This is a genomic window from Streptomyces sp. NRRL B-1347, from assembly GCF_000720325.1.
Lineage (GTDB): Bacteria > Actinomycetota > Actinomycetes > Streptomycetales > Streptomycetaceae > Streptomyces.
In genome coordinates this window covers 81549-94997 of sequence record NZ_JOJM01000012.1, presented here as the reverse complement: position 1 = coordinate 94997, position 13449 = coordinate 81549, and the positions used below count along the sequence as shown (strand labels likewise).

Genomic DNA, 13449 nt, shown 5'->3' with positions numbered 1-13449 from the left:
CCGGGGCGAAAACCCGTGAAGGCGCCGCTGACATGGGAAATCCCTTCCTCTGGGCATGATTGACGGATCGTCGGTAAGCGGGTACCACTGACGCACGCCCGGCCCCGCATGCCCCGTTCCGCTTCATCGGCCCAGAGGTCCCAGGAGGCTGCCTTGCGAGGATCCGCCCACGTTCCCGAACCAGCCGCGCGCAGACGCACCGTGAGGACGGCGGGCGCCCTCGCGGCGGCCGCCCTGCTGGTGCCGCTCATCGGCGCCGCCCCGGCGCCGTCCGTCGAGAAGCCCGCAGGCCCCGGCTCGCTGCAGCGCGCGTTCGCTGCCGCCGCCGCCGAGTACGACGTGCCGCAGAGCGTGCTGCTCGGCGTCTCCTACCTCCAGTCGCGCTGGGACGCCCACACCGGCGCCCCCAGCGTGACCGGCGGCTACGGCCCGATGCACCTCACCGACGCGCGCACCGCGCTGGCCTCGGCCCCGCACCACAGCGAGGGCGACGAGGACCCGCGCGGCGACGACTCCCGCGCCCCGCTCAAGCCGCGCCAGGTGCCGGAGGAGTCCCAACTGCCCGACCGGCTCAAGACGTTGAAGCGGGCCGCGCGGCTCAGCGGCATCCCCGCGGCCGAGCTGCGCCGGGACCCGGCGGCGAACGTCCGCGGTGGCGCCGCCCTCCTCGCCGCCGCGCAGAAGCGGCTCGACAAGCCGTTCAGCGACGACCCGGCCGACTGGTACGGGGCGGTCGCCGCGTTCTCCGGCGCGGACGAGCAGGCGGGCGCCGCCTCGTACGCCAATGAGGTGTTCGCGGTCATCCGTGACGGCGAGCGGCGCACGACCGACGCCGGGCAGCGGGTGGCGCTCGCCCCGCGGCCCGGTCTCAGGCCCGACGCGGCGCAGGTCGAGCGCATGGGCCTGCGCAAGGCACCGGCGGCGGAGACGGACTGCCCCAGGTCCCTGGCCTGCGAGTGGATCCCGGCTCCGTACGAGGAGTTCGGCGACAACGACTACGGCAACCACGACAAGGCGGAGCGGCCCGATTCCCAGGGCATCAAGTACATCGTCGTGCACGACACCGAGGGCAGGTGGGAGGGCGTCCTCAAGCTCGTCCAGGACCCGACGTACGTGTCCTGGCACTACACGCTGCGCTCGTCGGACGGCCACGTCGCCCAGCACGTGCGCACCAAGGACGTCGCCTGGCACGCGGGCAACTGGTACGTGAACTCGAAGTCCGTCGGCCTGGAGCACGAGGGCTTCCTCACGGCGCCCGACACCTGGTACACGGAGGCGATGTACCGCTCGTCGGCGCGCCTGGTGAAGTACCTCGCCAAGCGGTACGACATCCCGCTGGACCGGCAGCACGTCCTCGGCCACGACACCGTGCCGGGCACCACGGCGGCCACCATCCGCGGCATGCACACCGACCCGGGCCCGTACTGGGACTGGCGGCACTACTTCGAGCTCCTCGGCAAGCCGCTCCACCGCACGGCGGGCCCGAAGGGCGGTCTGGTGACCGTGGCGCCCGAGTTCAGCGCGAACCGGCCGGAGTTCACCGGCTGCGTCAAGCCGGGCGAGAAGTGCGTGCCGCACGGCTCCAGCGCGGTGCGCGTGTACACCGAGCCCCGCGAGGACGCGCCGCTCGTCAAGGACATCGGCCTCCGCCCGGGCGGCGAGCCGTCCACGATCGACGTGAACGACATGGGTTCGCGCCTGTCCACCGGCCAGCGGTACGCGGTCGCCGACCGCCAGGGCGACTGGACGGCCGTGTGGTACCTGGGCCAGAAGGCGTGGTTCAAGAACCCGCGGAAGCAGCCGACGGCCGTCGACGCGCGCGGCTGGACGGTGACGCCGAAGGACGGCGCGAGCGAGGTCCCGGTGTACGGCCGCGCCTACCCGGAGAAGGAGGCGTACCCGGCGGGCGTGCCGGTGCAGACGGTCTCCCCGCTGCCGTACAAGCTGCTCGCGGGCCAGAAGTACGCCATCGGCGACAAGGTGCCCGGTGAGTACTTCTACGCGCCGACGTTCGACCTGAAGCCGCACCGCGTGGTGCGCGGCAAGGACGTCTACTACGAGATCCAGTTCGGTCACCGGGTGGCGTTCGTGCGCGCCGCCGACGTGCGGGTGGTGCCGTCCGGCTCCTAGCCGCGGCGGCGCGCCCGGGGCCCCGCGCCCCGGGCGCTCCCGGGAACCGCCGGGCCCGGACCTGCGTGGGGGCAGGTCCGGGCCCGGCGTGCGCACGGCCGGAGCCGTGCGGCCGGACGGCTCAGCCGGCGGTCTCCGTACACCAGATCGGCTGGCCCTGGTAGTAGATGCACACGTTGCCGTCGTCCTGGATGGACAGGATGGCCCCGTGGCGCCCGGAGGTGTTCGACGCCCACACGGGGCGGTCGTCCTGGGCGTAGACCACGAGGTTGCCGTCGCCCTGCATGACCGCGCGGTACCCGTCCGGGCGGGTGTCCGGCGACCACACGGGCTTCTCGATGCTGTCCCGGTAGACGACGAAGTTGCCGTCCTCCTGGAGCCGGAGGAGCGTGCGGCCGTTCCCCGAGGTCCAGGCCATGTTGCGGTGGATCGTGCTCGACGGCGTGTTCGGATAGACGTCGTTGTTGCTCATGCGCGACTTCCCTCCCTGTCGAGGCGTGCGGACACCCCGCTCCCCCACGACGCTAGGGGCGGCCGCGCCGCACGCCTCAGAACGAAGCGCGCCAGCCTGAACATGACGGTACGAACGGTGGGAAAGCGCCAGTCAACGGAGGTTCTCCACCAGCCCGTTGGGCGACAGGGGCGCTCGCCCCGGTGCGGCGAGGCGGCGGGAATCCCCCGCCGCACCGGCGGCCCCGGGGCCTTGTCCAGGGCCCGTACCGGCCAGGCGGGCCGGGGCGGCGGGGCTCAGCCCTGCTGGAACAGCTCGGCGGGCAGGGGCTTGAGGAGCGCGTACAGGTCGTCGGTGATGGGGCGGTCCCAGGCCGCGATGGTCACCAGGACGTTGTCGCTGCGGTCGAACTGGACGCAGGAGATGCGGCTTTCGGAGAGCCGGAGGCGGCGCACGATCAGGAGGTTGTCCCCCTGCATCACCGGCACGTCCTCGCTGGAGACGACGGTGACCTCCTCGTCATTCTCCAGCGCGAGCAGGAGCTGGGCCACCTCGAAGGGCACCTCGCCGTCGGCGAGCTCACGGGCCGGGGAGCCCTCCGGCAGATTGCCGATGATCATCGCGGGGCCGCGGCCGCCGAACAGGTCGTAGCGCAGGAAGACGCCCTGGCAGCTGCCGTCGGGGGCGGGCAGCAGGCCGGCACCGAGGTTGCCGGGCCAGTCCCCCGGATCCATGGCGAGGACATCGAAGTCCGGGCCAGCGGGTGTGGCGGAGCTGCGGCGGCGGAGGAAGGACATGCGGCCATGGTACGTGCCCGCGGTGACGTTTCCGGCGCGGGGGCGGCGGCGGAGAAACCCGTGGTCACTGCGGGCCCCGGGGGTGTGCGAGAGCGACGCGCGCGCCGCCGGGCGGCGCCTCAGGCGGAGCCGCGGGCGCGCTCGTGGTGGCGGGCCACGCGGGCCCGGTTGCCGCAGGAGGGCCTGCACCACTCCTGGCGCGGGTGCTCCTTGAGGAAGTACCGCACGCAGCGTGGTGCGTGGCAGGCGCGCAGGCGCTGCCGGTCGGGCCCGGCGAGGAAGGCGTGCGCGGCCCGGGCCAGGGCGGCGCCGAGCAGGTCCGCGCGCCGGGCGGACGTCCCGTCCCCGGCACCGGGCACGGGCTCGTCCCGCACGAGCGGTCCCGTGCCGCCCGGCCAGCTGAGCACCGGCACGGTGGGCACCTTGGCCGCGGCGTCGTTCAGCCGGGCGACGGCCTCGGCGAGCGGCAGGAGACGGCGGGCGTCGGCGGGGCTCGGCTCGCCGGGGAGCACGGCGTGCGCGAAGAGCGCGCGGACCGCGGCGCGCAGCGCCCGTACGCCCTCAAGCGCGGCGGCGTCCGCGCGGTAGCGGCGGGCCGCGAGGGCGTCGGGCAGCAGCTCGGCGTGGTCGCGCACCCAGGCGGTGAGGCCCTCGGGCGTGTCGAGGTCGTCGGCGACGCCGCCGTGCCCGTCGTGGCGGATGGTGGCGGCGAGGTCGAACGTCAGCCGGGTGGACGCCGACTGGGTGGGGTCGGACGGCGGCCGGGAGACGGCGGTCGACGGCCGGGGGGCGCCGGGCGTCGGCGCCGGTGCGGAGGCCTTGGACGGTGCGGGCATGGGCTAATGATAGGTTCCGCCGCATCCATTAGGCGGGTTTCGCCGCGGACCCGCGGCGGCCGGGCACACGGCCCACCGGGCGAGCCGGGGGCCCTTCGCGGCGGGCGCCGCCCGGCCGGCGTCAAGGGCCGTCACGGGGGCGTGCCCGGAAAGAGGTGCCGGTGACCAGCGCGACCGTACTGAACTACTGGCGGGCCGGACTCCCCGACGTACCGGACGAGGTGTGGCGCCACCCGCGCCTGGAAGTGCTGCTGCTGCCCGACAACGCGCTCGCGCGGCTGCCCGCCCGCCTCGGCACGCTGACCGCGCTGCGCACCCTCGACCTCGGCCACAACCAGCTGACGTCCATGCCGCGTGAGATCGGCGACCTCACCGCGCTGAGCGACTTCCTGTACCTGCACGACAACCGGCTCACCGCCCTGCCCGACGAGTTGGGCCGGCTGACGCGGCTCGCGTATCTGAACGTCGGCGAGAACCGGCTCACCGCCCTGCCGGACACCCTCGGCGGCCTGGCGGGCCTGGTCGAGCTGCGCGCCCAGCACAACCGGCTCGCCTCGCTCCCCGATGCGCTCGGGGGCCTGCGCTCGCTGCGGGAGCTGTGGCTGCGCGGCAACGCGCTCACCTCCCTGCCCGACACCGTCCGACACCTGGGCGCCCTGCGCGAGCTGGAGCTGCGGGAGAACGCCTTCACCACGGTGCCGGAGGCGCTGCGCGGACTTCCCCTGCTGCGGCGCGTCGATCTGCGGGCCAATCGGCTGCGCGAACTTCCCCGCTGGCTGGCGGAGTTGCCGTCCCTCGAAAAACTCGATCTCCGCTGGAACGAGGTGCGGGACGACGACCCCACGGTCGCGGCGCTGCGCGCCCGCGACTGCGTGGTCCTGCGCTGAGCGGTCCGCAGTTCCGCGCCGAACGGCTCGCTCGGGGAAGAGAATTCCTTGACTTAAGGCACGGGCGCGTTAACTGTCCAAAGGTATAGGGAGATTTCCGAAGCTGGCGTTCCTTGGCCTTTCGAACCACCCGCACGCCTGTGAGCTGCGACTATGCGAGAGCAGTGCGGACACGCCAAGCCACTTTGCCCACCGTCGAATTGACCTCTCCGCACCGGCATACGGATGCCCACATTCCTGGGTTGACATGAAAGGCGGCACCCCACCAAGCTGTCCATAGACCAGTGAAGAGGGATCTAGGTATTCCAGTCCCATCGATTTCACTGGGGTCCTGGCACATTTCCCGCGGTGGCTTTTCACGCCCTTTTGCGAATCGGGCGCGCCACCCGGGCTGTCACCTGAGGAAAGGAACAGCCATGGCGCGTGCCGTCTGGATGCGGCCCGGGACCATTCCGTCCGGAGCCGGCCGCCGCCAGGCACGTTCCAGCGAGTGACCTGGCGCCGGATCCGGGCGTCATTCCTCTCCGGGCGGCGGGGTTCCCCTCCGCCGCCACAGCTCCACGGCTCGCCGGATGAGCCGTCGGGCCCCGGCCCGGCCTCCGGCCGCCAGGTCACGCGGCCCCACTGGGACCAGCCACCGAGAGGAGGACAACCATGAAGAAGATGCCGATCCGCAAGGCCGGTCCGATCCGTCTGACGACCGCCTGCTACTACGCGTGCTCCGAGCACTGAGCACCGCGGAGCCGGGCCCTGGTCCGGGCCCGGCTCCGTCCCCGCCCGGCCCCGGCCGGGCCCACCCGACCGCACGGCAGAGAGGCACGCCGGATGAGCGTGACCGTACCGGGCGGCGCCACCGTCCGCCTGCACCGGCTGACGATGGTCGCCGAGGACGACGGCGTCATGGTCGGCCGCCCCGACACCGGCTCGTACGCGGTGTTCCCCGCGGAAGGCGCCCAGGTCCTGCGGCTGCTGGGCGCCGGGGAGACCGTCGCCGACGCGGCCGCGTGGTACGCGCGCACCTGCGGCGAGAGCCTCGACATGGAGGACTTCCTCGCCGCCGTCGACGACCTCGGCTTCCTGCGCGCCGCCGGGGACGCGCCGGACGCCGAGGAGTCCGCGCCCGCGCCCGTACGCTGGCAGCGGCTCGGCCGCTGGACGTTCTCGCGCCCCGCCCGGGCCTGCTACGGCGTGCTCGTCACGGCGGCCCTCACCGCCATGGTGCGCGACCCCGCGCTGCGCCCCTCGTACCACCAGCTGATGTTCACGAGCCACATCTCGCTGATCGCCGTCACCCTGTTCGGCGCGGCGATCCCCTGCATCCTGGTGCACGAGGGCTTCCACGCGCTCGCGGGCCGCAGGCTGGGACTGCCCTCGACGCTCGGCATCGGGCGACGCTTCTACTACCTCGTCGCCGAGACCCGGATGGACACGCTCCTCAGCGTCGAACGGCGCCGCCGCTACCTGCCGTTCCTCGCGGGCATGCTCGCCGACGTGCTGCTGGTCAGCGCGCTCACGCTCGCGTCCGCCGGGCTGAGCCGCACGAGCGCGCCCGGCTGGCTCCCCGCGCTGTGCCTCGCGGTCTCCTTCACCTGTGTGCTGCGGCTGATCTGGCAGTTCCTCTTCTACCTGGAGACGGATCTGTACTACGTCGCCACCACCGCCCTGCGCTGCACCGATCTGCAGAACGCCACCCGCTTCCACCTGCGCGCCCTCGTCCGGCGCCGACTACGCCGCCCGCCCCCGCGGGCCGACGGGGAGTGGTCCGAGCACGACCGCGCCATGGCCCGCCGCTACGCGCCGGTCCTGGTGTCCGGCTACGCCTTCTCGCTCGCCAGCCTCGCCTGGGCCGCCGTCCCCACCGCGCTGACCTTCTGGTCCACGGCCATCGACCGCTTCACCCGGGCGGGGACACCGGCGGCCGACCGATTCGACGCCGCGTTCTTCGTCGCCCTCACGACGTTCGAACTCGGCCTCCTGCTCTACGTCACCGTGCGGGACCGGCGCGCCAAGTCCCGCACCGCCACCGCCGCACGCCGAGGAGCATCCGCATGACCGCCCTGCCACCCCACCACCGCTGGATCGTCACCGCCGAAGAGCCGACGCCGATCGGCGAACTGCCCGAAGCCCCGCACCCCGATCTCCAGGTCGGCTGCCACCGGCGGCTGCGCGGACCGTTCACCGGCGGCGGCTTCCTGCTGCGCCACCTCGTGCCCGAACTGCTCACCTGGGACCCCGAGTTGGTGGCCGCGCGCGCCACCGAGATCACCGTGATCGCCCCCGATCTGGAACCGCTGGTTCCGCGCACGCCGCAGACGCTCACCAACCTGGCGAGCGCCAAGGAGCGCACCCGCTTCTACCCCGCGCCGCGCGCGCTGCGCATCGCCCACGGCGTGGCCGAACTCACCCTGGACTGGGCGCGCCTGGTCCGCCCCCAAGGCGCCGTCATCGCCTTCCACGACCTGGACGAGGCCGACCCCACCGACCGGGAGTTCGTGGCCGTCCTGCTGCGCCGCTGCGACCCGGCGCGGCTGACCGTGGTCGCGGACAGCAGCGGCGACCGCGAGGACGCGCTCACCCGCGCGCTCACCACGTACACCGTCCGCGCCGCACGCCCGCCGGAGCCGCTGTCGCCGCACGGCACGGACAGCGATCTGGCCCAGCTGTTCATCGACTCCGACGGCACCAGCGGCGACCCCGCCGTGCGGCACGCCTACCGCGCGCTGCCACCGGCCGAGCGGGCGCGCCGGCACACCGCGCGCGCCGCGGCCCTGGCGGCCCTTGACGATCCGACGCTGCGCTTCGGCGCCATCCCCTACCACCTGGAGCACGGCACCGACCCCGCGGGCGCGGGCGTCGCCGCCTTCGTCGAGGCCGTCAACGGCTGCTTCGCCGCCGGGCTCTACGAAGCCGTCGCGGACCTCGCCGCGCGCGGGCGGCGCCTCGCGGCCGACGGCGGCTGGTCGAAGGCGTACCGCACCTTCACGCACAAGGCCGCCGCGTGCCTGTGCTACCTGGGCCGGGGCCACGACGCGTTCGCGTTTCTGGAGGAGATGCGCCGCAGCACGGCCGACCCGGACGTCCACATGGGCACGGCGTATCTGACGGCGATGCTCTACACCCGCTTCCTGCCCCAGGAGGACCACGACGAGGACTTGGCGCTCGCCTGGGTGAACACGGCCATCGCGTTCGCCGACAGCCACCCCGACCCCGAGCGGCGGGTGCTCGCGCGCGCGTTCATGCGCAACGCCCGCGCCCTGGTCGAACTGCACCGCGGTGACGCCGACGGCTCCCTCGCTCTCGTCGAGGAGGCCATCGCCCTCACCGACGCCGACTTCGCCCCGGACGAGCAGCTCCTGCACCGCTCCGTCCTGCTGTACAACCGCGCGCAGGTGCGGGCCGCGCGCAGGGACCACACGGCCTCGCTGCGCGACTACGACGACGTGATCGACCGCGACCCGGACTACGGCGACTACTACTTCGAGCGCGCCGCGCAGTACCGGGCCCTCGGCCGCCACGACGAGGCCCTGCGGGACTACGCCACAGCGATCCGGCTGACCCCGCCGTTCTACGAGGCGCACTTCAACCGCGCCGACCTGCTGATCGAACTCGGCGACGACGAGGGCGCGCTCCAGGACCTCGACTACACCCTCGAACTGGAGCCGGACCACGTGGACTCCCTCACGCACCGGGCGGATCTCCTCCTGGACCGCGGTGACACGGCCGGGGCCCGCCGCGACATCGAGCACGGCCTGGCCATCGACCCGCGCCACGCCCCGCTGCTCGCCGCGCAGGGCGCGCTCCTCGAGGCGACCGGGGACACGGAAGCCGCGTACGAGAGCTACTCGGCCGCTCTGGTGACCGAGCCCGCGTACGTGCCGGCCTGGGTCAACCGCGCCGTCCTCGCCTACTCCAGCGGCCGGACCGAGGAGGCCGTCGCCGACCTGGACGCGGCGCTGCGCATCGCGGACGACGCCACCTTGCGGGCCAACCGCGCCATGGCGCTCCAGGACCTGGGCGAGCACCGCCGCGCGCTCGCCGACCTCGACGTGGCGGTCCCCGCCCTCGGCTCGGACGACCCGGACGTCTTCTATCTGCGCGGCGTCAGCCGCCACGCCCTGTCCGACACCCGGGGAGCGCTGGCGGACTGGCGCGCCCATCTGCGGGCCTTCGGCCCGGACGAGACGTCGCCGCGCGGCGAGGAGATCGAGCTGCGGGCCGGTGACCTGACCCTCGCGGAGATTCGGGAGGGAGTCGGGTGACGGACAGCGAGCCCCTCCGGCGGGAGCGGGGCGCCGCGCACGCGGCGCCCGGGCGGGGTGCCGACCCCGACGTGGTGCGGCGGGCCCTGCGCCATCACGCGAAGGGCGTCGCCGTCGTCACGGCGGGCACCGGGCGCCGTCCGGCCGGCTTCTGCGCCACGTCCGTCACGTCGCTGTCGCTCGACCCGCCGCTGATGTCGTTCACGGTGGGGCTGCGCTCCACCTCCTGGCCGGTGGTGGAGAGCGCGTCCCACGTCATGGTGCACCTCCTGGCCGCGGGCCAGGAGTCCGTGGCCCGCGTCTTCGGCGGCGCGGCCCGGGCCAAGTTCGGCCCGGACACACGCTGGCACCGCGGGGCGCACGGCCTCCCGGTCCTGGACGGAGTCCTGGCCTGGCTGGCGCTCGCGCCCGTCGACCGCCTCCTGGTGAGCGATCACGCCCTGGTCATCGGTCGGGTGACCAGGGCGTGGCACGCGACGGACGGACGGCCGCTGGTGCACCACGACGGCGGTTACGTCCGCCTGTCAGCCGGTCTGGCCCTGACGCCGGGCGAGGAGTGAGTCCCGGATCTCGCCCGCGCGCACCGCCGTGTTGGAGAGCAGTGTCGACGTCAGACCGTGGGTGTGCTCCGTGCCGCCCTGCAGATAGACGGCGGCGCTGACGTTGGCGTTGGTGGCCACGCGGTGGTCGCGGCTGACGACCAGCTCGTCCTCGTCGTCGCGTCGGCACAGCTTGTCGACCTCGCCGAGGCGTTCGCCGATGCTGCGCGGCCGGTAGCCGGTGGCGTAGACGAGCACGTCGGCGGCCAGCGTCTCGCGCTCACCCGTGGGCAGGAACTCCACGCCGATGTCCAGGCGGTCCGGGTGCGCGTCGATGTCGCGGATGCGGGTGACGTTCAGCATGCGCAGCCGCTGCCGGCCCTGGACCTTCTCCTGGTACATGGTCTTCGACAGGGACTCGATCAGGTCGATGTCCACGACCGAGTAGTTCGTCGAGCGGTGGTAGTCGAACAGCGACTGCTTCACCTCGCGGGGCGCGTGGTAGAAGAGGTCCACGGCCTCGGGGTCGAAGATCCGGTTGGCGAAGGGGCTGTCGTCCGCGGGCGTGTAGCCGTACTTGGCGAACACCGAGCAGACCTCGGCGTCCGGGAAGTTCCGGTGCAGGTAGTCGACGCACTCGGCGGCGCTCTGCCCGGCGCCGAGGACGACGGCGCGCCGCACCGGCGTCGCGGTCTCCTTGAGCGCGGCCACGCGCGGGATCAGCTGGCTGTTGTGGAAGATCCGCTCGGAGTTCTCCATGCCGGGCGGCAGGTGCGGCTCCAGGCCCGTGGCCACGCAGATGCTGCGGGCCCGGCGTACGACGGTCCGGTCGGGGTCCGTCGCGTCGCGGCTGACGACCTCGAAGTGCGTGACCTCGCCGTCCTCCGTCACCGGACGTACGGCGACCACTTCGGCCGAGTAGTCGACGAGGTCGTCGACGCGGGCCGCGGCCCACTCCAGGTAGTCGTGGAACTCGACGCGCAGCGGGAACAGCGTCTTCTGGTTGAGGAAGTCCACCAGCCTGTCCCGCTCCTGCAGGTAGCACAGGAAGCTGAAGGAACTCTTCGGGTCACGCATCGTGACCAGGTCCTTCAGGAAGGACACCTGCATGGTCGCGTCGTCGATCAGCATCCCCCGGTGCCAGCCGAACCGCGGCTGCTTCTCCAGGAATCCGGCGCGTATCCGGTCGCTCTCGCCGAGCCGCGCGTTGTGTTCGTGTACCGCGATCGCGAGCGCCAGGTTCGATGGCCCAAATCCGATCCCCAGGACGTCGTACATCACGTCCGTCCCCCTGTGCTCATTGTTCATCTCCGGCCCACTGTGCACGGCATTCACCCGCTTCATCGCCTCCTTAAGCAGGCACATGTTAGATAAGGTTAGCCTTACCTTGCAATGTCTGAGAAGGAATCACATGCCGGACGCCGTCTTCGACCACCGGATCTGAGGGTGTCGGACACCGCGCACCTTGCTTGGTTCCGAGGCCGCTACGCCAGGTCCTGGGCGGGAAGTCGCCCTCGCCACCGCCCACTTCGAGGACGGCCGCACACGCACGAACAAGTGACCACGCACACACGGGACCGGGGCGACCGGGCGGCCAACATCACAGTCCACCCCGATCACCGCCGCCACACGGGACACTTGGCAACCACCGAGGATTCCCGGTCAGCCGCGCCACGGCACGCTGAACGTACACGACACACCGCCACCGCCGGACACGGGAGCCCCACCCTCGACCGGACGGACATACAGCGCACTTCGGTCATCACGCACGCATACACGCGCGGCAGGTGACCGGAAATTCACTGGCCTCGCGGTCGACAATTCCCGCCACCCGAGGTGCCGTTGGACGGCATTCCCAGCCGCGGGGCAGAGCAATGGCCCACCTTAGAACTTAGGTTAGGCTAAGCTAAACGCAATCTTGATCGGCCCACCTGAAGAGGTGGGCCCGTCCATGAAATGGAGTGGCTCCGTGAGCGTGACCGCTGCCCGGGGATTGCCCACCAGCGGGGTGCCCGCCAGGATCAGCGAATCCGGCGACCCCCTTCCCTGGCCGGAGGAGCTCCGGGACAGCGCGGTCGTCGTCAAATTCGGCGGCAACGCCATGGTGGACGCGAGCCTGCAACGGACGTTCGCCCAGGACGTCGTGGAGCTGTGGCAGGCGGGCCTGCGCCCGGTCGTCGTGCACGGCGGCGGACCCCAGATCAGCGCGATGCTCGACCGCCTCGGCCTCGAGACGCGGTTCGAGGCGGGCCTGCGGGTGACCACCCCGGAGACCATGGACGTCGTACGCATGGTCCTGACCGGCCGCGTCCAGCGGGAGCTGGTCGGCCACATCAACGCCCATGGGCCCTTCGCCGTAGGCATGTCCGGCGAGGACGCCCATACGATGACCGCCGTACCGCGGCCCGCGTGGGTGGACGGGAAGCCGGTGGACATCGGTCTCGTCGGCGACGTCGTGGACGTGAACCCGGACATGGTGCGCACGCTCCTGGAGCAGGGGCACATCCCGGTGGTGTCCCCCGTGGCCCGCGGCGAGGACGGGCAGGTCTACAACGTCAACGCCGACCTCGCGGCCTCGGCCCTGGCCGTGGCGCTCGACGCCGAGCGCCTCGTGATGCTCACCGACGTCGAGGGCCTGTACGCGAACTGGCCGCACAGCACCGAGGTGATCGAGCATCTGACGGCCGAGGCCCTGGACGGGATGCTGCCGGGCCTCGCGAGCGGGATGCTGCCGAAGATGGAGGGCTGTCTGCGCGCCGTGCGCGGCGGCGTGCGCAAGGCGCACGTGGTGGACGGCCGGGTGCCGCACGCGGTGCTGCGCAGCGTCCTCGCGCAGACCAGCCCGGGCACCACCGTGGTCCCCGACGACGCCTTCGCCCGCGAGCGGCAGGCCGTCACAAGGACTTCGTGAGGATCCGGGCATTGCGGTCGGGGTCCAAGGAGGCCGCCCACGACGGAGGCGCCAGGCGCGCCGTCGTGGGCGCGAACCCGTAGCGGAGGAACAGGCCGCCACCGCCGGTGGTGGCCGTGAACAGGGCGCCGAGGCCCTGGGTGTGCGCGGCGGCGAGCACCGCGCGCAGGAGCCCGGCGCCCACGCCGCTGCCCTGCTGCTGCCCGGCCACGCAGAAGTTGTACACGACGCCCGCGGAGCCGCCGCCCGCCCCCGGGGCCGCTCGGTGCGCGCGCAGGCCCACACAGCCCGCGAGGGCGCCGTCCGCGGCCTCCGCCACCAGGAAGTCGGCCGCGTGCGCGGCGTAGAGCGACACCGGCCGCTCCCGCAGCGCGCCCGAGCGCACGAAGGGACGGGACAGGGCGGCGAGCGCGGCCGCGTCCTCCCGGCGGGCGGTGCGCACGGAGTGTGCCGGCGCGGGCCGGGCGTGCGACTGCGGGACGGGGCGCGGCGTAGCCGTGATCAAGGCTTTCCTTCCTCGGTGACTCGATCGAGAACGGCTCGTCGCCGTGTTCCCCTGACGGGGCATCAAAGTAAGGGCAGCCTTACTGTTCACAAGCCCGGCCCGCACCGCGATCGCGGGCGGGCCGGTCGGCTCGA

11 protein-coding genes are annotated in these 13449 nt (G+C 72.8%); 6 read left to right on the top strand and 5 right to left on the bottom strand.

The window, feature by feature from the left end; genetic code table 11:
* Nucleotides 1-153 precede the first annotated feature (153 nt).
* Nucleotides 154-2130 (top strand): N-acetylmuramoyl-L-alanine amidase, encoded by a 1977-nt coding sequence (locus IG74_RS0113685; RefSeq protein WP_030675143.1) that lies wholly within the window; start codon nt 154-156, stop codon nt 2128-2130.
* A gap of 121 nt (nt 2131-2251) precedes the next feature.
* Here the strand turns inward: IG74_RS0113685 and IG74_RS0113680 are convergent, their stop codons facing one another.
* The 3 genes from IG74_RS0113680 to IG74_RS0113670 form a co-directional block, all read right to left on the bottom strand.
* Nucleotides 2252-2602, bottom strand: a complete 351-nt coding sequence (locus IG74_RS0113680) for a hypothetical protein (protein WP_051854863.1) — start codon at nt 2600-2602, stop codon at nt 2252-2254.
* Nucleotides 2603-2877: 275 nt separating this feature from the next.
* Nucleotides 2878-3378 (bottom strand): hypothetical protein, encoded by a 501-nt coding sequence (locus tag IG74_RS0113675; protein WP_030675137.1) that lies wholly within the window; start codon nt 3376-3378, stop codon nt 2878-2880.
* 119 nt (nt 3379-3497) lie between these two features.
* On the bottom strand, nt 3498-4214 hold the full coding sequence (locus IG74_RS0113670) for a CGNR zinc finger domain-containing protein (protein WP_078868761.1): 717 nt from the start codon (nt 4212-4214) through the stop codon (nt 3498-3500).
* A 161-nt stretch (nt 4215-4375) separates the two neighbouring features.
* On the opposite strand from IG74_RS0113670, the gene IG74_RS0113665 reads away from it, so the two are divergent.
* The 4 genes from IG74_RS0113665 (at nt 4376) to IG74_RS0113650 (ending at nt 9920) form a co-directional block, all read left to right on the top strand.
* Entirely contained in the window at nt 4376-5101 is a 726-nt protein-coding gene (locus tag IG74_RS0113665; RefSeq protein WP_030675125.1) for a leucine-rich repeat domain-containing protein, read from the top strand.
* Between the two features lie 825 nt (nt 5102-5926).
* Nucleotides 5927-7153, top strand: coding sequence for a hypothetical protein (locus tag IG74_RS0113660; RefSeq protein ID WP_063761245.1), 1227 nt, complete (start codon nt 5927-5929; stop codon nt 7151-7153).
* A complete protein-coding gene (locus IG74_RS0113655; protein WP_051854861.1) occupies nt 7150-9360 on the top strand; it encodes a tetratricopeptide repeat protein in 2211 nt (736 codons plus the stop codon). The genes IG74_RS0113660 and IG74_RS0113655 overlap by 4 nt, the downstream gene beginning before the upstream one ends.
* A complete protein-coding gene (locus IG74_RS0113650) occupies nt 9357-9920 on the top strand; it encodes a flavin reductase family protein (protein WP_051854860.1) in 564 nt (187 codons plus the stop codon). Before IG74_RS0113655 ends, IG74_RS0113650 begins: the two co-directional genes overlap by 4 nt.
* Here IG74_RS0113650 and IG74_RS0113645 read toward each other — a convergent pair.
* Nucleotides 9885-11207, bottom strand: coding sequence for a lysine N(6)-hydroxylase/L-ornithine N(5)-oxygenase family protein (locus tag IG74_RS0113645; protein WP_037825292.1), 1323 nt, complete (start codon nt 11205-11207; stop codon nt 9885-9887). The genes IG74_RS0113650 and IG74_RS0113645 overlap by 36 nt on opposite strands.
* A 661-nt stretch (nt 11208-11868) precedes the next feature.
* On the opposite strand from IG74_RS0113645, the gene argB reads away from it, so the two are divergent.
* On the top strand, nt 11869-12810 hold the full coding sequence (argB, locus tag IG74_RS0113640; protein ID WP_420709887.1) for an acetylglutamate kinase: 942 nt from the start codon (nt 11869-11871) through the stop codon (nt 12808-12810).
* Here the strand turns inward: argB and IG74_RS0113635 are convergent.
* A complete protein-coding gene (locus IG74_RS0113635) occupies nt 12794-13315 on the bottom strand; it encodes a GNAT family N-acetyltransferase (RefSeq protein ID WP_030675109.1) in 522 nt (173 codons plus the stop codon). The genes argB and IG74_RS0113635 overlap by 17 nt on opposite strands.
* Nucleotides 13316-13449 lie beyond the last annotated feature (134 nt).